18 protein-coding genes, 1 tRNA gene and 1 pseudogene are annotated in these 23,016 nt (G+C 67.8%); 8 read left to right on the top strand and 12 right to left on the bottom strand.

Translation table 11 applies throughout. The annotated features are described in order from the left end of the window. Positions 1-79 precede the first annotated feature (79 nt). On the top strand, positions 80-628 hold the full coding sequence (locus OH809_RS21565) for a helix-turn-helix domain-containing protein (RefSeq protein ID WP_406420834.1): 549 nt from the start codon (positions 80-82) through the stop codon (positions 626-628). 420 nt (positions 629-1,048) lie between these two features. After that, complete coding sequence (locus tag OH809_RS21560; protein WP_406515448.1) at positions 1,049-2,431, top strand: serine/threonine protein kinase; 1,383 nt, start codon at positions 1,049-1,051, stop codon at positions 2,429-2,431. Between the two features lie 22 nt (positions 2,432-2,453). Here OH809_RS21560 and OH809_RS21555 read toward each other — a convergent pair whose 3' ends face one another. The 3 genes and pseudogenes from OH809_RS21555 to OH809_RS21545 form a co-directional block, all read right to left on the bottom strand. Further along, positions 2,454-3,815, bottom strand: coding sequence for a hypothetical protein (locus OH809_RS21555; RefSeq protein ID WP_406515447.1), 1,362 nt, complete (start codon positions 3,813-3,815; stop codon positions 2,454-2,456). Beyond that, positions 3,815-5,679 (bottom strand): annotated as a pseudogene (locus OH809_RS21550) (vWA domain-containing protein). Before OH809_RS21550 ends, OH809_RS21555 begins: the two are co-directional and overlap by 1 nt. 230 nt (positions 5,680-5,909) lie before the next feature. After that, on the bottom strand, positions 5,910-6,044 hold the full coding sequence (locus OH809_RS21545) for a DLW-39 family protein (RefSeq protein ID WP_003958712.1): 135 nt from the start codon (positions 6,042-6,044) through the stop codon (positions 5,910-5,912). A gap of 275 nt (positions 6,045-6,319) precedes the next feature. Between OH809_RS21545 and OH809_RS21540 the strand changes: the two genes are divergently transcribed. After that, positions 6,320-6,685, top strand: coding sequence for a DUF6344 domain-containing protein (locus OH809_RS21540; RefSeq protein WP_406420837.1), 366 nt, complete (start codon positions 6,320-6,322; stop codon positions 6,683-6,685). Positions 6,686-7,094: 409 nt separating this feature from the next. Here OH809_RS21540 and OH809_RS21535 read toward each other — a convergent pair. The 9 genes from OH809_RS21535 to dnaA all read right to left on the bottom strand — a co-directional run bounded on the left by OH809_RS21535 (position 7,095) and on the right by dnaA (position 19,890). Next, positions 7,095-7,171 (bottom strand) — tRNA-Ile (locus OH809_RS21535). Between the two features lie 70 nt (positions 7,172-7,241). Next, positions 7,242-7,841: a DUF3566 domain-containing protein gene (locus OH809_RS21530; RefSeq protein WP_406420839.1), complete on the bottom strand. Its 600-nt coding sequence runs from the start codon at positions 7,839-7,841 to the stop codon at positions 7,242-7,244. Positions 7,842-7,934: 93 nt separating this feature from the next. Then, positions 7,935-10,571 (bottom strand): DNA gyrase subunit A, encoded by a 2,637-nt coding sequence (gene gyrA / locus OH809_RS21525; protein WP_406515446.1) that lies wholly within the window; start codon positions 10,569-10,571, stop codon positions 7,935-7,937. A 47-nt stretch (positions 10,572-10,618) separates the two neighbouring features. Continuing rightward, complete coding sequence (gene gyrB / locus OH809_RS21520; protein ID WP_406420841.1) at positions 10,619-12,688, bottom strand: DNA topoisomerase (ATP-hydrolyzing) subunit B; 2,070 nt, start codon at positions 12,686-12,688, stop codon at positions 10,619-10,621. Between the two features lie 416 nt (positions 12,689-13,104). Further along, positions 13,105-13,686: a DUF721 domain-containing protein gene (locus OH809_RS21515; protein ID WP_406420842.1), complete on the bottom strand. Its 582-nt coding sequence runs from the start codon at positions 13,684-13,686 to the stop codon at positions 13,105-13,107. After that, positions 13,683-14,813, bottom strand: coding sequence for a DNA replication/repair protein RecF (gene recF, locus OH809_RS21510; RefSeq protein ID WP_406420843.1), 1,131 nt, complete (start codon positions 14,811-14,813; stop codon positions 13,683-13,685). Before recF ends, OH809_RS21515 begins: the two co-directional genes overlap by 4 nt. A 79-nt stretch (positions 14,814-14,892) precedes the next feature. Then, on the bottom strand, positions 14,893-15,771 hold the full coding sequence (gene gnd, locus OH809_RS21505; RefSeq protein WP_406420844.1) for a phosphogluconate dehydrogenase (NAD(+)-dependent, decarboxylating): 879 nt from the start codon (positions 15,769-15,771) through the stop codon (positions 14,893-14,895). A 131-nt stretch (positions 15,772-15,902) separates the two neighbouring features. After that, a complete protein-coding gene (gene dnaN / locus OH809_RS21500) occupies positions 15,903-17,033 on the bottom strand; it encodes a DNA polymerase III subunit beta (RefSeq protein WP_406420845.1) in 1,131 nt (376 codons plus the stop codon). 1,054 nt (positions 17,034-18,087) lie between these two features. Continuing rightward, entirely contained in the window at positions 18,088-19,890 is a 1,803-nt protein-coding gene (gene dnaA, locus OH809_RS21495; protein WP_406420846.1) for a chromosomal replication initiator protein DnaA, read from the bottom strand. 380 nt (positions 19,891-20,270) lie between these two features. Between dnaA and rpmH the strand changes: the two genes are divergently transcribed. From rpmH to OH809_RS21470, 5 genes are read left to right on the top strand one after another with little or no spacing between them, the layout of a single operon-like run. Further along, positions 20,271-20,408: a 50S ribosomal protein L34 gene (rpmH, locus tag OH809_RS21490; protein WP_030930485.1), complete on the top strand. Its 138-nt coding sequence runs from the start codon at positions 20,271-20,273 to the stop codon at positions 20,406-20,408. Positions 20,409-20,426: 18 nt separating this feature from the next. Further along, on the top strand, positions 20,427-20,798 hold the full coding sequence (rnpA, locus tag OH809_RS21485) for a ribonuclease P protein component (RefSeq protein ID WP_078840444.1): 372 nt from the start codon (positions 20,427-20,429) through the stop codon (positions 20,796-20,798). Next, positions 20,795-21,154 (top strand): membrane protein insertion efficiency factor YidD, encoded by a 360-nt coding sequence (yidD, locus tag OH809_RS21480; protein WP_406420847.1) that lies wholly within the window; start codon positions 20,795-20,797, stop codon positions 21,152-21,154. The genes rnpA and yidD overlap by 4 nt, the downstream gene beginning before the upstream one ends. A 3-nt stretch (positions 21,155-21,157) precedes the next feature. Next, a complete protein-coding gene (gene yidC, locus OH809_RS21475; protein WP_406420848.1) occupies positions 21,158-22,438 on the top strand; it encodes a membrane protein insertase YidC in 1,281 nt (426 codons plus the stop codon). Positions 22,439-22,452: 14 nt separating this feature from the next. Further along, positions 22,453-22,962 (top strand): R3H domain-containing nucleic acid-binding protein, encoded by a 510-nt coding sequence (locus OH809_RS21470; RefSeq protein ID WP_030930494.1) that lies wholly within the window; start codon positions 22,453-22,455, stop codon positions 22,960-22,962. Positions 22,963-23,016 lie beyond the last annotated feature (54 nt).

Here is a 23,016-nt window from a genome sequence, read left to right as displayed (position 1 = left end):
GACTCCCGGTCGGCAACCACTCTCCGTAAGATGCTGGACGAGGTTCGCAGCAGCGAAGCCTCAGCGAAGGGGAGACGCCATGGATGCAGTTCAGCAGGAAGCAACGGCAAGAGCCAGGGAACTTCAGCGCAGCTGGTACGGGGAACCGCTGGGCGCGCTATTCCGCCGGCTCATCGACGATCTCGGCCTGAACCAGGCCCGGCTCGCCGCCGTACTCGGGCTGTCCGCACCCATGCTGTCCCAGCTGATGAGCGGTCAGCGGGCGAAGATCGGCAACCCCGCGGTCGTTCAGCGCGTCCAGGCTCTGCAGGAGCTGGCCAGCCAGGTCGCCGACGGCAGCATCAGCGCGGGCGAGGCCACCGACCGCATGGAACAGATCAAGAAGTCCCAGGGCGGTTCCGTCCTCACCGGCACCGGTCAGACCACGACCAGCGGCGGTGCACCCACCGTTCGTCGCGTGGTCCGTGAGATCCAGTCGCTGCTGCGGTCGGTCGCTGCCGCCGGTGACATCATCGATGCCGCCGACTCCCTCGCCCCAACCCACCCGGAACTGGCAGAGTTCCTCAGGGTGTACGGCGCCGGCCGCACCGCGGACGCAGTCGCGCACTACGAAGGACACCAGAGCTAGTGCCGTAACCGGCAATGTTTGCCCCATGAGGAGCGTCGTCCAGTACGTGCGACCGCAAGGCGGCCGGAAGTCCTTGGGTGGGGCCTCCCCTGCTCGAACGAAGCTGAGAGCTTGGGGAAGAAGCTGCTAGGACTTTTGGCCAACGCGGCGAGCAGGCGTGCTGAGCGGTGCGACGGGGCAGAGCTTGCCGGGAGGGGCATTAGGACCTTTCTTTCGGTTCGGGCCGGATTCAGGGGGCGGAACCTGGTACGTGCGACTGCCAGGCGGACAAGGGAAACAGCGCCGGGCGTTGTGGACCGACGACAACGCGGCGGATGTGCGTACCAGACCCCACAAGCTCAGCCGAATGAAAGATCCTGGTGCACTACCCCCGAGAACCGGGCACGAGCCGAAACAGGAACTGGGAGCGGGCACAGCGCAATGGGTGAGGTCTTCGCGGGTCGGTACGAGCTGATCGATCCGATCGGACGTGGTGGCGTCGGTGCCGTCTGGCGAGCCTGGGACCACCGGCGCCGCCGGTACGTGGCGGCCAAGGTGCTTCAGCAAAGCGACGCACACACGCTGCTGCGCTTCGTCCGCGAGCAGGCCCTGCGGATCGAGCACCCTCATGTGCTCGCTCCGGCCAGTTGGGCCGCGGACGACGACAAGGTCCTGTTCACCATGGATCTGGTGAGCGGCGGCTCGCTTGCGCATGTCATCGGCGACTACGGCCCACTGCCCCCGCGCTTCGTCTGCACGCTGCTCGACCAGCTGCTGTCCGGACTGTCGACGGTGCATGCGGAAGGCGTCGTGCACCGCGACATCAAGCCCGCCAACATCCTGATGGAGGCCACCGGCACCGGCCGGCCGCACCTGCGGCTCTCCGATTTCGGCATCTCCATGCGCAAGGGCGAGCCCCGCCTGACCGAGACCAACTATGTGGTGGGAACGCCGGGTTACTTCGCGCCCGAGCAGATGATGGGCGCAGAGCCCGACTTCCCCGCGGACCTCTTCGCCGTGGGGCTTGTCGCGCTCTATCTGCTGCAGGGGAAGAAGCCGGACGCCCGAGCCCTCATCGAATACTTCGCCTCGCACGGCACCCCCAGCGCCCCGCAAGGCATCCCGGAACCGCTGTGGCAGGTCCTCGCAGGTCTTCTGCAGCCGGATCCGCAGGCCCGGTTCCGCACGGCCACCGGCGCGCGCAAGGCGCTGACGGCCGCGGTCGAGATGCTGCCGGAGCCAGGTGTCGACGACGAACCGGTGGAGGTCTTCGACCAACTCGGCCCGCTGCCCGCCGGTTTCGGCCCCGAAGGCCCGATCGCCACCCCCAGGCAGCCGTCCCCGGCCGACCACACCGCACACGTGGGCCAGGACGCACAGCAGGCCGTACAGCAGCCGCACACCCCACCGCCCTCCCCGATGTCGGAGACAGGCAGCTTCCATCTCGCCCCGCCTCCGCAGCAGCCGCCCACGCCGCTGCCCCAGCCGGCCCAGCCTGCTCCTGCCCCCGCTTCGCTCCCGGCGCATACGGGTTCCCCCTTCCCTGCCGCTCCACCGGATCTCTCCCAGGCCCCGACATCCGCAGTGTGGCGCGAACCGGTTCCTACTCGTGCATACACCGCCGAGCAGCAGCAGGTTCCGCATCCCGGGGCGGGAATGTCCCCGCACTTCGCTCCGGCATCGCCTCCGGCCCACCCCATGGCCGCCGCTCCCGCACAGGGATCGCAGAAGCGTCCGGGACCGCCCCCGAAGGTGGCGATCCCGGTCCTGCTGGTGGCGCTGATCTGTTTCGCTGTCGGAATCTGGGCACTGAACCAGGCCTGAGGCCCGGTGGCTGCAGCCGCTGTCACCAGGCCTGCGGAGGCCCTCCGTAGGGCTGCTGCCCGGCCGCGCCACCGGCAGGACCGCCCACGGCGGCCGCCGTGCGGCGACGCGCAAGCAGCGTCCACGCCCCGAGGCCGAGCACCAGCACGGCACCGGCGCCGATCCCGGCCGCACCCACCGTCTTCATCGTGTTGCTCTTGTCGGCCTGAGGGGCGCTCTGACCGCTCCTGGCCATGTCCTTGTCGTCCTGCGTCACACCGAAGACTCCGGCGGAACCTTCGTACGGCGATGTCTTCGCCGTCTTCGCCGCGTTCTCGACCTGCACACTGAGAGTCATCGGAATCGCCTTCTCCCCGTAGGCATGAGCGACCTTCGGGCTGAGCGACACCGACAGGTAGTACCAGCCCGCGAACCGCATGGCGCTCTCGCCGGCACTGAACGTGAACCGGTTCCCGTACGCCACCGGGGGCAGCGGATCGAGCGACACCGAGGCGGGCTTGCCGGAGTACGACAGCGGCGAGGCGTTGTCGACATGGCCGTGCGCCGGATTGTCCAGGGACAGTGCGAGCGCGTTGCCGACGTACTCGTCCGAGCCGCCAACACTGTTGCCGAGGTCGACGGTGGCGAAGATCTGCTGTCCCCAGTCCACCGGCACCCGGTAGAAGAGGGTCTGCCCCGGCTCGATGCCGTCCCTCCACGTGCCGGTCTCCAGGCTAGTGGCGTCGTAATAGCTGGTGCCTCCGTGCCGTTCCTCCTTCTTGGCCCGCGTGGGCGGTGTCGGCGACGCGGAGGGCCAGTCCTCGGGCGCCTCGGTCTGCGCCGCACCGCCCTTCTTCAGCTTCGGCTCCGACGCGTAACGGAGCTCCAGGTCCCAGGCGTCGGGCGTCGAGGTGGCCTTGCTCTCCCGCTCGATCAGGACGTTGTACTTACCGGCGTCCTGGCAGGTGCTGCGGTCCTTGTCCGTGACCCGGTAGGCGTACGCGGCGATCGGATGCGGGAACTCCGCCGCCTCGAAGCGGGCGTCCTCGGAACTGCACTGCAGGTCCCTGCTGTCCCTGATGCTGACCGTGATGCCGTCCCCGTACGCGACCTTGCCACCGGCCTTGGGTACGACCACCGCCGAGACGTACGCGTTCGTGGCGGCGTCGAGGTCGAGGCGGTAGTAGAGCTTCTCGCCCGGCTTGATCGAGCTCCTGTAGACGGATCCGGGCTTCAGGTCCGACGCGTCGGTGCTGACCTCCGCGCCCGGGACCGCCTTCGCCCCGGGGGCGAAGGTGTACGCAGCAGGCTCACCGGCCGCGTACGCCTGCCCCGGCAGCGCCGCCACCGCGCACATCGCCGCGGCCGCGGCCAGCGTCGCCCGGCCCCTGTTGCGCTGCCTCATCACGCGCTTCCCCTCGTCTGTGTGGCCGACCTGCGGCGGCTGCGTACGAACACGAGCCCGGCGATCACCACCACGGCGCCCGCCCCGTCAGCGGCCGCAACGCCGGTCCATCCTGCCCCGCCCGTACCTCCGCTGTCTCCGGCCCCAGCCGAATTGCCCTCCTTGTCCGCCCTCTTGCTCTCTCCCCTGCCCGGCTTCCCGGAGAGGACGGCGGCATGGTACTCGGGGCCGGCCCGCTCGTCGTCGAGCACCGACACCCGCAGCACCACACCGATCTGCGCGTTCTCGGCAATCTCGGCAGCCTGCGCGCCCAGCGTCACCGAGATGTAGAACTCACCCCCGGCATGCACTGGCTGGACCACCCAGCGGTACTCGTAGCGGTTGGTCCAGGCGGCCGGCACCGAACCCATCCTGACCGCGGCCGGACGGCCGCTGTACAGGGGCGACGAGGTGAACTCGCCACCGCCGCCGACTGGGAAGCAAGCCGGCGTGAACAGCTGCGTCGCACCATACGAGTACGTCGAGGCGACCCCCGCGACCGTGGGTTCGTTGGCGAACTCCACGTCGTAGCGCACCTGCTGGCCCCAGCCCGCCGGAACCTTGTACCAGAGCGTCTGTGCCGGCAGGATCCGGTCGCACCACACGCCCCGGCCGAGCTCCTCGGCGTCGTTGAATCCGGTGCCTCCCCGCATGTCACGGGGGTTGCCGGAGGGCAGCACCGCGCTCTTGCCGCCCGCCCCGTACTCCGGCTCGGACGCGGCGGGCGTGACACCCTTCTTCAGCGGTGCCTCCACCCCGTACACGAGCTCCAGCGGCCAACGCGCGGCATCGGAACCCTTCTTGCTCGCCCGTTCCACCACCAGCCGGTAGTGGCCCGCCCGGTCGCAGCTGCGGGTCCCCTCGGTGGAGGGGATACGGGCGACGGCCCAGGTCAGCGGGGTCGCGCCCTCCTTCTGGTAGAAGCGCGCGGTGTCCGTCGCGCAGGCGCTGTCAGTGCCGTACGCAATGCTGGTACGCAGCGCGTCGAAGGTGTCGACGGCGGCCCCGGGCTGCGGCACCGCCGTCGCCGAGAAGTCCGCCGTGGACACGGCGTCCAGACCAACCGCGTAGTACCGCCTCTCGCCCGGACCGATGGTGTCCAGATACTGCCCGGGTACGAGTGCGGGCGCCCTGCCGCCGGTCGCGGCGCCCTCGACCCGCTTGCCACGGAACCGGTAGCCGTCCGCCGAGAGTTGCGCTGCCCGTTGCAACTGCCTGGCCGGCGACTTGGCGTCCGGTGCGTCGCAGTAGCGGCCGTTGCCCGCCTCCGCGATGCATTCGAGCTGCTCGCGGGCTCGGCCCTTCACCTGGAAACCGACGGTGTCGATGCGCAGCCCGATCCCGTCCTTGCCGAGCCGCTCGGCCACCGCGCAGGGCTGCGGCGTACCGCAGTTGCCTCGCCGTCGGAGATCAGCAGGATCGCGCGCGTCCCGATGACACCATCCGCGGGCTCAGGAAGGTCGTTCGCGGCCTTCTGCAGGGAGAGCCCGCCAAGGAGTGTCGCCCCTGGGCCGCAGGTCCGCCACGGCCTGCTTCACCGCGGCCCGGTCGAGCGCCTGCACCGGGCGGACGAGACGGGTGAGCCCCGGGGCCGGTCGGCGCCGTACACCCGCAGACCGGTCGGGTAGCCGTCGGGAAGACCGTCCACGACGGTGCCCACAGCGGTACGGGCGGACTCCATGCGGGTCCGGCCCGTTCCGTCGTCGTCCGCCATGGAGCCGAAAGAGTCCAGCACCATGACCAGGCTGCTGCTGCCGTCCCGAGGGGTCGTGGCCGGGGCCGCAGCTGCGCCGCCCGCAACCGTGCCGGCCGCCGTGGCGGGCATCGCACCCGCGACCAGGGCGAGCAGGGCCCCGCCGATCCATGTCCCCAATGCTGAAGTACGGCGATGGTTCCGTGCTCCCACCCGTGCCCCCTCGGCAGACCCACCAGTCCCTTTGCTTTCGCAACCTATTGATTTGCGTAGGTGAATTCAAAAGCACAGGTGTCGCGGTCCCGCAACAGCACGAAACCCCGGTCGCTCAGCGACCGGGGCCCGCACAAGGCTGTTCTGTCTCAGACACCCGAACCTGCGGGCACGGAGTCAGTCGCCTCCGTCCACAGATCCTGCTCGGCGCGATCCGCCTGGATCTGGCGGTACACGAGGAGCCCGCCGATGGCGGCCAGTGCGACCAGGAGAAGCTTCTTCACCGCGCGACCTCGTCTTTCCTTGACATAGGGGACTTCTGCCGCCCGACTATACACACCGACCGATACCGATCAGTGACCTACCTGCGACCTGGCTGCTTTCCGGGCAAAAGTGACCATCCCGCCCCGCCCCGCAGCGGTCCGTCCCGCCCGGTTGCACCAGACGAGTGGTGTTCATCTGAAGATCGGTGGATCCGCGGCGTCGGTCACCGAAATCGCGAGCTACATCCACATCATCAGAAAGGTAAGCAAACCGGACCACCCGAAAGCGAGGGGCCATGAGCACCTTCAAGGCCAAGAGCATCTGGACCGCCTTCATCACCGCCTTCTTCGCGCTTCTCGCGTCGATGGGGCTCATCAGCACCCCCGCCGCAGCCGCGCAGCCGAAGGCCACGACTCAGGAGCACACGGGTGCGACCGCGGCAACCGCGACCACCCCGTCGGTGCGATGGACCCTTCCGCGTGACAGGTCGCTGCCACCCACGATGAAGCAGCGCATCCACGCCGAGGCACACGGCTCCTCACCGGCCACCAGGCACCTGCTGACGGACATGAGAGACGCCGTGGGCGCCACAGGCACCACCGGTGCCGCCCGCACCGCCCACGGGGCCCCGGCGGGGGACACATCCCTCCTGCCACCGTGAGAGCGGCGCCACTGACGCACAGGGCCCCTGGTCTGGTTCACACCGGACGGGGGCCTTTTCGTGCGCGGGCAGCCGGGGGCCGGCTTCGTGCCCACCATGGCGTGGCAGACGGATCCGCAGTCCGCCAAAGCTTCGAGCGTCTCGTGAAGCGGGCCGGGGTCCGCCGCATCACGGTCCGGCCGGCCCGGCACACGTGCAGGACGCTGCTTGGCTTCTTGAAGGTGCATCCCAAGGCCGCTCAGGCGACCCTCCGCCACAGCCAGATCAGCATGACCAGGGACGTCTGTACGCACATGGTCGACTCTGGCGAGCGGGAAGCCGTCGCGATGCTGGCAGAACCCACCCACCGGCTGATGTCAGCCGCAGATGCCAAAGACCCCCAACCATGATCGGTTGGGGGTCTTCGTGCTGGTGGGGCTAACAGGATTTGAACCTGTGGCCTCATCCTTATCAGGGATGCGCTCTAACCAACTGAGCTATAGCCCCGCCGCGCTGCGCGCTGACTTCTGAAGATTAGCGCACGTCGGGGCCAGTCCCAAAATCGATACCCGCGGCCCTACTCGTCCTCCGCCAGCGTGAGCTCGACACCGCCCACGAAACCGGCCGACAAGTTGTAGATGAAGGCGCCCAGCGTCGCCAGCGCGGTCGCCAGCACGACGTCGATCACCGCGATGACCGACGTGAAGATGAGGACGCGCGGAAGCGACAGGAACGACTGCACATCGAAGCCGTTGCTGTCGTTGGAACCGGTCGCCTCGCTGATGGTGCCGCCCACGGTGGAGAAGACACCCATGGCGTCCATCACCATCCACAGGACCGCGGCCGCCACGACCGTGCAGATGCCGAGCGCGATGGAGAGCAGGAAGCTGACCTTCATCACCGACCACGGGTCGGCCTTCGCCACCCGCAGTCGCGCCTTGCGGGTACGCGGAGTGGTCCGCGCCCCCGTTCGCGCGCGACGGGCCGCCTGAGCGGCAGCGACGCCCTGCTGCGCGCCCTGGGGCGGGCCGCCCTGCGTCCCGCCCGCGGGCGAGGGGTACGCCTGCGGCGGGTGGTAAGGCCCGCCTGCCTGCCCTGGCGCGGGCTCACGCTCACCGGGCAGCGGCCCGGTCGCGTATCCCTCGTACTGGGGCTGAGGCCCCCGGGTGTCCGTCACAGTGCCCCCTTGGGAGTCCGTGGCAGGGCCACGGGCACCGTTCGCTCCAGCTCCGGAAGCGGCCGAACCGGCGCCCGTGGCTCCACTCACGCTCTACTCCTCGTGCTCCCCGGCCGAAGGCGACGTGCCTTCGACAGTGCCCTCGACAGTGTTCTCTGCGGTCGCCTCGGCAGTCGCCTCGGCAGTCGCCTCGGCATCCGCATCTCCGTCGACCTCTTCGGCCTCGCGGCCGGCCTCGGCGTTACGTGCGATGCCGACGACCGCGTCACGCTTGCCCAGATTGATCAGTTGAACGCCCATGGTGTCACGGCCCGTCTCCCTGACTTCATTGACTCGCGTACGAATCACACCGCCGCCGAGCGTGATGGCGAGGATTTCGTCCGTCTCCTCGACCACCAGCGCGCCGACCAGCGAGCCCCGGTCCTCCACGATCTTGGCGGCCTTGATACCCAGGCCGCCACGACCCTGAACGCGGTACTCGTCGACGGGGGTCCGCTTCGCGTACCCACCATCGGTGGCAGTGAACACGAACGTACCGGGCCTGACGACATTCATCGAGAGCAGTTCGTCGCCTTCGCGGAAACTCATGCCCTTGACGCCCGAGGTGGCGCGGCCCATCGGGCGCAGCGCATCGTCCGTCGCAGTGAACCTGATGGACTGGGCCTTCTTGCTGATGAGCAGCAGATCGTCCTCGGCCGAGACCAGCTCCGCACCGATCAGCTCGTCGTCGCTGCCGTCCTCCGTCTCGCGGAGGTTGATCGCGATGACACCGCCGGAACGCGGGGAGTCGTAGTCCTTCAGCGCGGTCTTCTTCACCAGGCCGCCCTTGGTGGCGAGGATCAGATAGGGCGCGGCCTCGTAGTCCCGGATCGCCAGGATCTCGGCGATCTGCTCGTCCGGCTGGAAGGCCAGCAGGTTCGCGACGTGCTGGCCGCGTGCGTCCCGGCCGGCGTCCGGAAGCTCGTACGCCTTGGCCCGGTAGACGCGGCCCTTGTTGGTGAAGAACAGCAGCCAGTGGTGGGTCGTCGACACGAAGAAGTGGTCGACGATGTCGTCTTCCTTGAGCTTCGTGCCGCGGACGCCCTTGCCGCCGCGCTTCTGCGAGCGGTAGTCGTCCGTCTTCGTACGCTTCACATAGCCGCCGCGCGAGATGGTGACGACAATGTCCTCCTCGGCGATCAGGTCCTCGATGGACATGTCACCGTCGAAGGGCACCAGCTTGGAGCGCCGGTCGTCGCCGAACTTCTCGACGATCGCCGCCAGCTCCTCGCTGACGATCTGCCGCTGCCGTACCGGCGACGCCAAAATCTCGTTGTACTCGTTGATCTTCGCCTGGAGCTCATCGTGCTCGGCCGTGATCTTCTGGTGCTCCAGCGCGGCCAGTCGGCGCAGCTGCATCTCCAGAATCGCGTTCGCCTGGATCTCGTCGATCTCCAGCAGGCCCATCAGGCCCTCACGCGCGATCTCGACCGTCTGGCTGCGCCGGATGAGGGCGATGACCTCGTCGATCGCGTCGAGTGCCTTGAGCAGACCGCGCAGGATGTGCGCCCGCTCCTCCGCCTTGCGCAGGCGGAACTTCGTACGCCGGACGATGACCTCGATCTGGTGCGTCACCCAGTGGCGGATGAACGCGTCGATCGACAGCGTGCGCGGCACCCCGTCGACGAGCGCCAGCATGTTCGCGCCGAAGTTCGTCTGGAGATCGGTGTGCTTGTACAGGTTGTTCAGTACGACCTTGGCGACCGCGTCCCGCTTCAGCACGACCACGAGGCGCTGGCCGGTGCGCGAGGACGTCTCGTCGCGGACGTCCGCGATGCCGCCGACCTTGCCGTCCTTGACCAGGTCGGCGATCTTCTGCGCGAGGTTGTCGGGGTTGGTCTGGTACGGAAGCTCCGTGACGACCAGGCACTGCCGGTTCTGGATCTCCTCGACCGCGACGACCGCGCGCATCGTGATGGAGCCACGGCCCGTGCGGTACGCCTCCTCGATGCCCTTGCGGCCGACGACGAGCGCTCCGGTCGGGAAGTCCGGGCCCTTGATCCGCTCGATCAGGGCCTCCAGCAGCTCCTCGTGCGAGGCCTCCGGGTGCTCCAGGTACCACTGGGCACCGGCCGCGACCTCGCGCAGGTTGTGCGGCGGGATGTTGGTCGCCATGCCGACCGCGATGCCCGCGGAGCCGTTGACCAGCAGGTTCGGGAAGCGCGCCGGCAGAACCGTCGGCTCCTGGTTGCGGCCGTCGTAGTTGTCCTGGAAGTCGACGGTCTCCTCGTCGATGTCCCGGACCATCTCCATGGACTGCGGCATCATCTTGCACTCGGTGTACCGCATGGCTGCGGCCGGGTCGTTGCCCGGAGAACCGAAGTTGCCGTTGGAGTCGACCAGCGGCATGCGCATCGACCAGTGCTGCGCCAGTCGCACGAGCGCGTCGTAGATCGAGGAGTCGCCGTGCGGGTGGTACGTACCCATGACGTCACCGACGACACGGGCACACTTGTAGAAGCCCTTCTCGGGCCGGTACCCGCCGTCGTACATGGCGTACAGCACACGGCGGTGGACGGGCTTGAGGCCGTCCCGTACGTCCGGCAGCGCACGCGACACGATGACGGACATCGCGTAGTCGAGGTAGGAGCGCTGCATCTCCGTCTCGAGCCCCACGGGCTCGACACGCATGCCCACACCCGCGGCTGCGGGTTCCTCTTCAGGGGTCACAGGGGTGTTCTCGTCGGCCATTGCTGGTCAAAGTCCTTTCGAGCTGCGGCTTGCTTGGTACGGCCGACTCAGATGTCGAGGAAGCGGACGTCCTTGGCGTTGCGCTGGATGAACGAGCGCCGTGCCTCGACGTCCTCACCCATCAGCACCGAGAAGAGGTCGTCGGCCTGCGCCGCGTCGTCCAGCGTGACCTGGCCGAGCACCCGGTGGTCGACGTCCATCGTCGTGATGCGCAGCTCCTCGGCGTTCATCTCGCCGAGACCCTTGAAGCGCTGGATCGAGTCTTCCTTGATCCGCTTGCCGTTCTGCTTGCCGAGCTCGACCAGGGCGTCGCGCTCGCGGTCCGAGTACGCGTACTCGAAGTCGTCGCGGCCCCACTTGATCTTGTAGAGCGGCGGGCGGGAGAGGTAGACATGGCCGGCCTCGACCAACGGCCGCATGAAGCGGAAGAGGAACGTCAGCAGCAGCGTGTTGATGTGCTGACCGTCGACGTCGGCGTCCGCCATCAGAATGATCTTGTGATAGCGGAGCTTCTCGATGTCGAAGTCCTCGTGGACTCCGGTACCGAAGGCCGAGATCAGCGCCTGGACCTCGGTGTTCTGCAGGATCTTGTCGACCCGGGCCTTCTCGACGTTCAGGATCTTGCCCCGGATCGGCAGGATGGCCTGGTACATCGGGTTACGGCCGGACTTCGCCGAACCACCGGCGGAGTCACCCTCGACGATGAAGATCTCGCACTTCGTCGGGTCGTTCGACTGGCAGTCGCTCAGCTTGCCCGGCAGCGAGGCGCTCTCCAGGAGCCCCTTGCGACGGGTCAGGTCGCGCGCCTTCCGGGCGGCGACGCGGGCCGTGGCCGCCGCGATGCCCTTGCGGATGATGTCCGCGGCCTCGTTCGGGTTCCGGTCGAACCAGTCCGTGAGGTGCTCGTGGACCACCTTCTGGACGAAGGTCTTCGCCTCCGTGTTGCCCAGCTTGGTCTTCGTCTGGCCCTCGAACTGCGGCTCGCCCAGCTTCACCGAGATGATCGCCGTCAGACCCTCACGGATGTCGTCACCGGTGAGGTTGTCGTCCTTCTCGCGCAGCAGCTTCTTGTCCCGCGCGTACTTGTTGACCAGCGTGGTCAGCGCCGCGCGGAAGCCCTCCTCGTGCGTACCGCCCTCATGCGTGTGGATCGTGTTGGCGAAGGAGTAGACGCCCTCGCTGTACTGCGTGTTCCACTGCATCGCGATCTCGGCCGAGAGGAGTCGCTCCTTGTCCTCGGCCTCGATGTCGATCACCGACTGGTGAATGACGTCGCCCTTGCGGGAGTTGAGGTACTTCACGAAGTCGACGATGCCGCCCTCGTAGTGGTACGTGACCGTGCGGGCCGCTTCCTCCTCGGCGACCTCGACCGCCTCCGCGACATCCGCGCCCGCCGTCGCCTTCGCAGACTCGCGCTCGTCCGTGAGCCTGATCGTCAGGCCCTTGTTGAGGAACGCCATCTCCTGGAAGCGGCGCGACAGGGTCTCGAAGGAGTACTCGGTGGTCTCGAAGATGTCGCCGTCGGCCCAGAAGGTGACGGTCGTACCGGTCTCCTCGGTGGCCTCGTTACGGGCCAGCGGCGCCGTGGGCACACCGAGCTTGTAGTCCTGGGTCCAGCGGTAGCCGTCCCGCCTGACCTCGACGGAGACGCGCTTCGACAGGGCGTTCACGACGGAGACACCGACACCGTGCAGACCGCCGGAGACGGCATATCCGCCGCCGCCGAACTTGCCGCCGGCGTGCAGCACCGTCAGCACGACCTCGACCGCCGGCTTCTTCTCCGACGGCACGATGTCGACGGGGATACCGCGACCGTTGTCGATCACGCGGACCCCGCCGTCGGCAAGGATCGTGACGTCGATGGTGTCCGCGTGCCCGGCCAGGGCTTCGTCGACCGAGTTGTCGACGACCTCTTGCACAAGGTGGTGAAGTCCACGCTCACCGGTCGAGCCGATGTACATGCCAGGTCGCTTGCGGACCGCGTCCAGACCCTCGAGGACGGTGATCGCGCTGGCGTCGTACGAGGCAGCCGCCTCGCCGCTCTCACCGGGTGTGGACGGAATGTTCTCGTTGGGGTTGCCGGAATCGGCCACGAAGCGCCCTTTCTGGCACAGCACAGGCCGTTCTCCGGGCAAGCGGGAGCGGCTGCGTCGTTCGGCTTGTATCGACGACTCCCGCAAGGACGCGGGATTGTTCACCAGTCTACCGGTAGCGCCGACACGAATGGGGGTTTGCCGGTACCTGAGTCCGCATGTGCCGCCCTGAATGAGCGCCTGACGACTCCCCATATTCGGGATGGGTCCCCAAGAGGCTCACGCGGGCATTAAGCGCTTCGGCCTGTCAACCTCTCGCTACGGTGAGGGACGCCTCGGCCACACCGCAGGGTTTCAAACTGCACAGACCCGTACATCACGGAAGCAACGGACAACGCCGCAGAGAACGCAGCACACCACCGCAGCCGAACTTCTCCGGGCTGCGGAACCGCAGCCGCCGGCATCGGGCAAAGAACCGCACAGGGAGAGAAAATCCCAGGTCAGCCGTAGGTGTCGCCCGGGCCGATGCTTCCCGGCGCACGTAGCGGACCGAATCTGCGCTGCGGACCGCCCGGCCCCAGAACCTTGATCAACTTCACGGTGCCGTGCCCCAGATCCGCGTTCAGCCGGGCGACCAGCTGCGGCGCCAGCAGCCGCAGCTGCGTCGCCCAGGCCGTCGAATCGCACTGCACCGTGAGCACCCGCTCCTCGGGGGCCTCGTCGTACCGCAGCGGCACGCAGTGATTGGCCAGATCCTCACCGACGATCTGCGGCCAGCGTCCCATCACACCGCCCACAGCCGCGGGGGTCTCCCAGCCGCGCTCGGTGATCAGACGATTGATCGCGGCGCCCAGCGGCAACGGATCGCGCCCGTCCGCCCGCGCGCCGGAACGCAGCCCACCGCCCCGTCTGGCCTGTTTCTTCTGCTGCGCCGCGGCTCCGCGCGCCCGAGCCTGCTCCTTCGCGGCACGCAGGGCGACCCGCGCCAGATCGACACCGGACGCCTCCGGCTGCTTCGTCTCGCCCAACGGCTCCTGCGGGCCGCCGGCAGCGCCCTTCGCCGGATCGACGGAGCCGCTCATATCCGCTTCACCTCGCCCGCCGACACCGCATACCGCGTTCCCGCCAGCACACCCGGAACGTCATCGTCCACCGCCGCCGTCACCAGCACCTGCTCACCCGGAGCCACCAGCTCCGCCAGCCGCTCCCGGCGCCGCGCGTCCAGCTCGGCGAAGACATCGTCCAGGACGAGCACCGGCTCATTGCCCTCGGTGCGCAGCAGATCGTACGAGGCAAGCCGCAGCGCCAGCGCGTACGACCAGGACTCGCCATGACTCGCGTACCCCTTGGCGGGCATCCCGCGCAGTCCCAGCAGCAGATCGTCACGGTGCGGACCGACCAGCGTCACACCCCGCTCGATCTCCTGCTTGCGGACCTCCGCGAGTGCGGCGAGCAGTTGCTCGTACAGCTCGTCACGGGTACGGGCGGGCTCCACGCCCGCACCGACGGAACTGCGGTACTCCAGCGTCACCGGCCCACCACCGGGCGCGACATCCGTGTACGCCTTGTCCGTCAGCGGCTGCAGGGTCGCGATCAGATCCAGCCGCTGCGCCAGCAGCTCCGCGCCCACGCGGCCCAGATGCTGGTCCCACACGTCGAGGGTGGACAGATCCATCGACCGGCCGCCGTGCCTGCGCGCCATCGCCGCGGACTTCAGCAGGGTGTTGCGCTGCTTCAGCACCCGCTCGTAGTCCGAACGGACACCGGCCATCCGCGGCGAACGCGCCGTGATCAGCTCGTCGAGGAAGCGCCGACGCTCCCCGGGATCGCCCTTGACGAGCGCCAGATCCTCCGGCGCGAACAGCACGGTCCGTACGATCCCCAGCACGTCACGGGGCCTGACCTGCGACGATCGATTGATCCGGGCGCGATTGGCCTTGCCCGGGTTGAGCTCCAGTTCGATCAGCTGCGCACGCTCGCCCTGGGTGACGGCGGCCCGGATGACGGCCCGGTCCGCACCCATCCGCACCAGCGGCGCATCGGAAGAGACGCGATGGCTACCGAGCGTCGCGAGGTAGCCGACGGCCTCGACCAGATTCGTCTTGCCCTGACCGTTCGCCCCCACGAACGCGGTGACGCCCGGGTCGAGAGGCACCTCGACCCGGGCGTACGAGCGGAAGTCGGCCAGCGAGAGATGCGTGACATGCATGGGTGTATGCCGACCTTCCCGGCTTCCTGCTCCGTGCTCCGCAGCGCGGGCCGGTGGGTCCGGCCCGCCCTCGGTGCGGTTACTTCTTGTTCTCGACCGCGTGGCCACCGAACTGGTTGCGCAGCGCGGCGATCATCTTCATCTGCGGGGAGTCGTCCTGGCGCGAGGCGAATCGCGCGAAGAGCGACGCGGTGATCGCGGGCAGCGGCACCGCGTTGTCGATCGCGGCCTCCACCGTCCACCGACCCTCACCGGAGTCGGCGGCGAAGCCACGGAGCTTGTCGAGGTGCTCGTCGTCGTCCAGCGCGTTGACCGCCAGGTCGAGCAGCCAGGAACGGATGACCGTGCCCTCCTGCCAGGAGCGGAAGACCTCGCGCACATCGGTGACGGAGTCGACCTTCTCCAGCAGCTCCCAGCCCTCGGCGTAGGCCTGCATCATGGCGTACTCGATGCCGTTGTGGACCATCTTCGCGAAGTGGCCGGCGCCGACCTTGCCCGCGTGGACGGAACCGAAGTCGCCTTCCGGCTTCAGCGCGTCGAAGACCGGCTGGACCTTCGCCACGTTCTCGGCGTCGCCGCCGTACATCAGCGCGTAGCCGTTCTCCAGGCCCCAGACGCCGCCCGACACACCGCAATCGACGAAGCCGATGCCCTTGATGCCCAGCTCGACCGCGTGCTTCTCGTCGTCCGTCCAGCGGGAGTTGCCACCGTCCACGACGATGTCGCCGGTTGAGAGCAGCGCGGCCAGCTCGTCGATCGTGGACTGGGTCGCGGCACCGGCCGGGACCATCACCCAGATGACCCGCGGGCCCTTCAGCTTGCCCACAAGCTCTTCGAGGCTGTGGACATCGGAGACGTCCGGGTTGCGGTCGTATCCGATGACGGTGTGGCCTGCGCGGCGGATGCGCTCGCGCATGTTGCCGCCCATCTTGCCGAGGCCGACGAGACCGAGCTCCATCAGAGATTCCTTAAGCGTTGTGCCGATTCGTACCCAAGGCCGAGCCTACGCCCGGCCGGGGACAGACCGACGGGCATGCTCGGCGCTGAGCGTGCCCGTCGGAAGCTGCCGTGACAGGACCGGTGGCCGGATCAGCCGGAGAGGCGGACCGGCATGATCAGGTACTTGTACGCGTCGTCCGCCTCGGCATCCACAGCCGGCCGGCCGCTGAGCAGCGCAGGCTTGGTGGACGTCGTGAAGGAGAGCTGGGCGACCGGGGAGTCGATCGCGCTGAGCCCGTCGAGCAGGAAGGTCGGGTTGAAGGCGATCGAGATGTCGTCACCGTCCAGCACGGCGTCGACGCGCTCCACAGCCTGTGCATCGTCGCTGGATCCAGCTTCCAGGATCAGCACACCCTGCTCGAAGCTGAGCCGCACCGGGGTGTTCCGCTCGGCGACGAGGGCCACACGCTTGACGGCCTCGACGAACGGGGCGGTCTCGATGACGGCGACCGAGTTGAACTCGGTGGGGAACAGCGTCCGGTACTTCGGCAGATCGCCTTCGAGCAGTCGCGTGGTCGTACGCCGGCCCGCGCCCTCGAAACCGATCAGACCTTCACCGGCACCCGAGCCGGACAGCGCCAGCGTGACCGTGTCACCGCTGGTCAGGGCCTTGGCGGTGTCCAGCAGTGTCTTGGCGGGCACCAGGGCGACGGCCGAGGCGTCCGGGTTCTCCGGCTTCCACAGGAACTCGCGGACCGCGAAGCGGTAGCGATCGGTGGACGCCAGGGTGACTGTGTCGCCCTCGATCTCGATCCGCACACCGGTCAGGACGGGCAGCGTGTCGTCCCGGCCCGCGGCGATGGCGACCTGGGCGGCGGCCGAGGCGAAGACCTCGCCGGGGACCGTGCCCGTCGCCGTCGGCATCTGCGGCAGCGCCGGGTACTCCTCCACAGGAAGGGTGTGGAGTGTGAATCGCGAGGAGCCGCAGACCACGGTGGCCCGTACACCGTCGGTGGAAATCTCCACCGGTCGGTTGGCGAGAGCGCGGCAGATGTCGGCGAGCAGCCGGCCGGAGACCAGCACCGTGCCGTCCTCCTCGACCTCGGCGTCCACCGAGACCCGGGCCGAGACCTCGTAGTCGAAGCTGGAGAAGCTGAGGGCGCCGTCCTCAGCCTTCAGAAGAAGGCCCGCAAGAACGGGCGCCGGCGGACGGGCCGGAAGGCTGCGGGCCACCCAGGCCACCGCCTCCGCGAGTACATCGCGCTCCACCCGGATCTTCACCGGAACCGCCTCCTGCTGTTGCTCGCTCGCCCTGCTGGCCTTCGTGGTCTGGTCGGGGTCGCTCCGCCGATGGCAGGGGGAGGACGTCCGGGGACCAGTCTGACGTACGGCACCGACACTCGGTGCTGCTCGGGGTCAAGTCGCGACAAGAGGTTCGGAGAGCTCCGGCGCCGAGTTGTGCACAGCACCCACTTCGAAGCGGAATCCGAGCTAACTCTATGTGGCAGTAGTAGTAGGGCCTGTGGAAACCGTGGATAACGTCGTTTTCGCAGGTCAGGCCCGGTTTTTTATCCACTGGTCCTGTGGGTGGCATCGGTGGACAACCCGGCGTTTCTGTGGACACGCAAAAGTTCTGCACACCCCATGCACAGGACAATGGTGTTTCTCCCCAGGGCTGTCCCCAGTTTTACCCAGGTTCCCCACAGCCCAACCGCGCCCCTTGGTGTGACGCCTTTCACTCCGCGCGGTGAAGGCGGGTGTTGTGTTGCCGAACAGTGGACAGGGATGTGGAGAAGCTGGGGACAACGCAGCCCCGCCTGTGGGCCGCCGGTGGACAACATCGAAGGGCCCCTGTGGACGAATATTTTGTCCACAGGCTGTGGATCGCTGTTGACCACAAATCCCCAGGCCCTTGACCTGGCCTGATGGAGTATCGGCAGTCGCCCCTGTGGAAGCAATATGGACAACTTCGCGATCCCCAGGCTGTGGAGGGGAAATTTTCCCCAGATCTGTGGAGAACCGCAGGTCGGCGGCGTGTATTCGAACACCAGGGCCGGGGCGGAGGCGTGCGGATGGCGCCGGGAAGGGCTCCGGGAGGCCTCTGGAAGCTCCGCCGACGTGTCCCGGCAGCCCCACGGAGGCGTTCCGGAAGCCGACAGAAGAGCTCCCGGTGGTCGGCAGGAACGCTCCAGGACCACGCTGAGACATGCCCCGGCCCCCATGGATGTGGGCAGGAGACGACGAAGGGCACCCCTGCCGGACTTGTGTGGAAGTCCGGCAGGGGCGCCCTCGGCGCCGTGCATGAAGTCGTGCCAGAAGCCGTACCGGCGCTCTGTCAGCCGTTCTTGATGCGGTTGGTGAGCTCGGTGACCTGGTTGTAGATGGAGCGTCGCTCCGCCATCAGCGCACGGATCTTGCGGTCCGCGTGCATCACCGTCGTGTGGTCGCGGCCGCCGAACTGCGCGCCGATCTTGGGCAGTGAGAGATCCGTCAGCTCACGGCAGAGATACATCGCGATCTGGCGAGCCGTCACCAGCACCCGGCTGCGTGAGGATCCGCAGAGGTCCTCCACGGTCAGACCGAAGTAGTCGGCGGTCGCCGCCATGATGGCCGTCGCCGTGATCTCCGGAGCCGAGTCCTCGCCACCCGGGATCAGGTCCTTCAGCACGATTTCGGTCAGCCCGAGATCCACCGGCTGCCGGTTGAGGCTGGCGAAGGCCGTCACCCGGATCAGCGCTCCCTCCAGCTCCCGGATGTTGCGCGAGATGCGGGAGGCGATGAACTCCAGGACCTCCGGCGGGGCGTTGAGCTGCTCCTGCACCGCCTTCTTACGGAGGATCGCGATGCGCGTCTCCAGCTCCGGCGGCTGCACATCGGTGGTCAGACCCCACTCGAAACGGTTCCGCAGCCGGTCCTCCAGGGTGACCAGCTGCTTGGGCGGCCGGTCCGAGGACAGCACGATCTGCTTGTTGGCGTTGTGGAGCGTGTTGAAGGTGTGGAAGAACTCTTCCTGCGTCGACTCCTTGCTCGCCAGGAACTGGATGTCGTCGACCAGCAGGATGTCCACGTCGCGGTACCGCTTGCGGAAGGTGTCGCCCTTGCCGTCGCGGATCGAGTTGATGAACTCGTTGGTGAACTCCTCGGAGCTCACATAGCGCACCCGGGTGCCCGGATAGAGACTGCGCGCGTAGTGCCCGATGGCATGCAGCAGGTGGGTCTTGCCGAGCCCCGACTCCCCATAGATGAAGAGGGGGTTGTACGCCTTCGCGGGTGCCTCGGCGACAGCGACGGCGGCGGCGTGCGCGAATCGGTTGGATGCACCGATGACAAAGGTGTCGAAGAGGTACTTCGGATTCAGCCGGGCATGGGGTTCGCCGGGACCGGGTGCGGGTGCGGGCTGTGCACCCATCGGTCCGGTGGCGCCGCCGGAGCGTCCGGTGCCGGGACCGCCCTGCCGGTGCTGGGGCTGGGGGTCCGGCATGTCGTGGCGCTCGGGGCGCTGCTGCTCGTAACCCTGGCGCTCGGGCAGCTGGGACCGGTAGCCGTGCTGCTGGGGACGGTAGTCGTGCTGCGGCTCACGCCACTGCTCCGCGGACGCGTCGCGCTCCTGGAATCCGCCGAGCCGGGGCTGCTGCCAGGAGAGGTCTTCCTGCGTGCGCGGCCAGGCGCCGGGCTCGGGGCGCTGCTGCTGGTAGTCGGGGTAGGCGGGGCGGGCCGTCGGCATGCCGTCGTCCGAGGGCCGGTGGCCGTATCCGTCGTACGCGTCGTTGTGCTGCCGCTCGTCGTGCTGCGGTCCCTGGTAGCGGTGCTGCTCCGGCTGCTGGGACTGGTGCATCGCGGGTGCCGGCGGGTTCGGCGGCACCCCCGCCGAGTCGTCGACGGTGATCGCGATCCGGATCGGGCGTCCGCATTCACGGCTCAGGGTCTCGCTGATGAGCGGCGCGAGCCGTCCCTCGAGGACGCGCTTGCCCCATTCGTTGGGCACGGCGAGCAGCGCGGTGTCGGCGACCAGCGCGAGCGGCTGGCAGCGCTCGATCCACTGCTTGTCCTTCGGCTCGATGCCCTGCTGGCCCTCCCCGAGGAGTTGCTCCAGCACTCGTGGCCACACTGCGGCAAGATCGGCAGGTACGTCAGCCACAAGGCACGCTCTCTCGCTGGTCCCACGAATGTGTGGTTCTCGGGACGGGATGGGTCGGGACGGGTGAGGCCCGGCAGGCGGGAAGAAAAAGAACCGCAGTCCAGCCACGGTAGTCACGCCGACCCGGGAGGTTCAAGTCGTTGTCCACAGGCTGTGTACAGCGCGGGTCGCCGCGGGGCGGGTTTGACCGGATGGCGTAGCCGCGCGTACCGTGACCAGGTCGAGTTGTCGATGGCTGCTGCCGCCTGCCTCCGATGGGCAAAGATCACGATCTGTGATTGTGAAGCGGTGCACTAGGGCGTTTACGCGAGTCTCTCGTGGGCGCACGGTGACAGCCAGGCGATGTCCCGCCAACACACAATCATTTCTGGAGCCCCCGAGTGAGCAAGCGCACCTTCCAGCCGAACAACCGTCGTCGCGCGAAGACCCACGGCTTCCGGCTGCGTATGCGCACCCGTGCCGGCCGCGCGATTCTCGCGTCCCGCCGTGGCAAGGGTCGCGCCAATCTGTCCGCCTGATCGCGTACAGGTCATGACGTGCTGCCTACCGAGAATCGGCTGAGGCGGCGCGAGGACTTCGCGACCGCAGTACGTCGAGGACGCCGGGCCGGACGCCCGCTACTCGTCGTCCATCTACGCAGCGGTGCAACGGACCCGCACGTGACTGGGGAGAGTGCTCCCCCGCCGCGTGCGGGTTTCGTTGTCAGCAAAGCCGTGGGTGGCGCGGTCGTACGCACAGCCGTGAAGCGAAGGCTTCGCCATCTGGTCCGCGATCGTCTGGCCATGCTGCCCCCCGGTAGCCTGGTTGTCGTACGAGCGCTGCCCGGATCGGGCGACGCCGACCATGAACAGCTGGCCCGAGACCTGGACGCCGCCCTTCAGCGGCTGCTGGGAGGGGGCGCGCGATGAAGTACCCGCTGCTGGCTCTGATCAAGCTGTACCAGTGGACGATCAGCCCACTCCTCGGGCCTGTCTGCCGTTACTACCCGTCGTGTTCCCACTATGGATATACGGCGATCGACCGGCACGGAGCGATCAAGGGAACCGCGCTGACCGCATGGCGCATCCTGCGGTGCAATCCGTGGTCACCCGGCGGCGTGGACCATGTTCCGCCACGCAAACGTCCGCGTTGGCACGAACTGCTGCGTAATGCACTACGTGGCAGCAAGGGCGGGGACTCCGCCACTGATGTGCCTCTTGGGGGGACGGTCTCCGAATCCCCGAGCCCGGCCGCAGAGACTTCGCCCAATGCTCAAGGAGCCTGATTAGTGGACACGATTGCCAGTCTGTTCAGCTTTATCACTTACCCCGTTTCGTGGGTCATCGTCCAGTTCCACACGCTGTACGGAGCGATCTTCGGCGATGACACGGGCTGGGCCTGGGGCCTGTCCATCGTGTCCCTGGTGGTACTGATCCGGATCTGCCTGATCCCGCTTTTCGTTAAGCAGATCAAGTCGACCCGGAACATGCAGGTGCTCCAGCCGAAGATGAAGGCGATCCAGGAGCGCTACAAGAGCGACAAGCAGCGTCAGTCCGAAGAGATGATGAAGCTGTACAAGGAGACGGGTACCAACCCGCTCTCCTCGTGCCTTCCCATCCTGGCGCAGTCGCCGTTCTTCTTCGCCCTGTATCACGTGCTCTCGGCCATCGCCTCGGGCAAGACGATCGGTGTCATCGACCAGCCGCTGCTCGACAGCGCCCGTCAGGCGCACATCTTCGGTGCTCCGCTCGCTGCCAAGTTCATGGACAGCGAAGCGACGGTCCAGGCGCTCGGTGCCTCGCTGACCGATGTCCGGGTCGTCACCGCGGTCATGATCGTCATGATGTCGGCGTCGCAGTTCTTCACCCAGCGCCAGCTGATGACGAAGAACGTCGACCTGACGGTCAAGACGCCGTACATGCAGCAGCAGAAGATGCTGATGTACATCTTCCCGCTGATCTTCGCCGTCATGGGCATCAACTTCCCTGTCGGTGTCCTCGTCTACTGGCTGACCACGAACGTCTGGACCATGGGTCAGCAGATGTACGTGATCAACCAGAACCCGACCCCGGGTAGCAAGGCGCAGAACCACTACCTGGAACGTCTGCTGAAGAGCGTCACCGCTCATGAAGAGGTGCGCGGCCGGACCAGGCGCAACACGATCAAGCGGATCGTGGCCAAGGGCCCGGACCGCAATGACATCGAGCGGAAGTTCATCACCGGGCTGGCCAAGCTCGGCCTTGCCGCCCAGGAGGACGGCACGGTGACGAAGAGCGATACCGCTCTTGCCGAGGCCGAGGGTGGATCCGCACAGAAGCGCCAGCAGCCCAAGCGCCAGACCAAGGCGAAGCGTCAGAGCGGTACGACTCAGGCCGGTGCCGCTCAGCCCGGCGCGGCGAAGGAGACCGACTCCACCGAGTCGGAGGCCAAGACCTCGCTGCAGAAGCAGGACGCACCGCAGGACGACAAGCCGAAGCCGGCGGGCAAGCCCGCGTCCGGCTCCTCACGCCAAGCCAAGTCCGGACAGCGCAGGGGCCCGCAGCGGCCCAAGCACCCGTCCAAGAAGTAAGAAGGAGTCCATCCGTGACGGAAGGCACCACCTCCACGGCCGCTGAGGGCAGCGACACCTTGACCCGCCTCGAGCAGGAAGGGGAGATCGCAGCCGACTACCTCGAGGGCCTGCTCGACATCGCCGACCTTGACGGTGACATCGACATGGACGTCGAGGCGGACCGGGCCGCGGTCTCGATCATCAGCGACTCGGCACGTGAACTGCAGAAGCTCGTGGGCCGCGACGGTGAGGTGCTGGAGGCGCTCCAGGAGCTGACGCGACTGGCTGTGCACCGGGAGACCGGTGACCGCAGCCGTCTGATGCTGGACATCGCAGGCTTCCGGGCCAAGAAGCGTGCGGTCCTGGCCGAGCTGGGTGCCAAGGCCGCGGACGAGGTCAAGAAGACCGGTGAGCCGGTGAAGCTGGACCCGATGACGCCGTTCGAGCGCAAGGTTGTGCATGATGCGGTTGCGGCCGCAGGTCTGCGCAGCGAGTCGGAGGGCGAGGAGCCGCAGCGCTTCGTCGTCGTTCTCCCGGCCTGACCGGACCCTTGTTCTGTCGGCCCCGTCTGTTCGCAGGCGGGGCCGATCTTTGTC

This window comes from Streptomyces sp. NBC_00873 (assembly GCF_045207415.1).
Classification (GTDB): domain Bacteria; phylum Actinomycetota; class Actinomycetes; order Streptomycetales; family Streptomycetaceae; genus Streptomyces.
This window is presented reverse-complemented; position numbering and strand designations above follow the sequence as displayed.

Excerpts from the sequence above, each read along its gene's own strand:
- OH809_RS21565 (WP_406420834.1), top strand. The coding sequence starts at position 80 with ATGGATGCAGTTCAGCAGGAAGCAACGGCAAGAGCCAGGGAACTTCAG.
- OH809_RS21560 (WP_406515448.1), top strand. The coding sequence starts at position 1,049 with ATGGGTGAGGTCTTCGCGGGTCGGTACGAGCTGATCGATCCGATCGGA.
- OH809_RS21555 (WP_406515447.1), bottom strand. The coding sequence starts at position 3,815 with ATGAGGCAGCGCAACAGGGGCCGGGCGACGCTGGCCGCGGCCGCGGCG.
- OH809_RS21540 (WP_406420837.1), top strand. The coding sequence starts at position 6,320 with ATGAGCACCTTCAAGGCCAAGAGCATCTGGACCGCCTTCATCACCGCC.
- gyrA (WP_406515446.1), bottom strand. The coding sequence starts at position 10,571 with ATGGCCGACGAGAACACCCCTGTGACCCCTGAAGAGGAACCCGCAGCC.
- OH809_RS21515 (WP_406420842.1), bottom strand. The coding sequence starts at position 13,686 with ATGAGCGGCTCCGTCGATCCGGCGAAGGGCGCTGCCGGCGGCCCGCAG.
- recF (WP_406420843.1), bottom strand. The coding sequence starts at position 14,813 with ATGCATGTCACGCATCTCTCGCTGGCCGACTTCCGCTCGTACGCCCGG.
- gnd (WP_406420844.1), bottom strand. The coding sequence starts at position 15,771 with ATGGAGCTCGGTCTCGTCGGCCTCGGCAAGATGGGCGGCAACATGCGC.
- yidD (WP_406420847.1), top strand. The coding sequence starts at position 20,795 with ATGAAGTACCCGCTGCTGGCTCTGATCAAGCTGTACCAGTGGACGATC.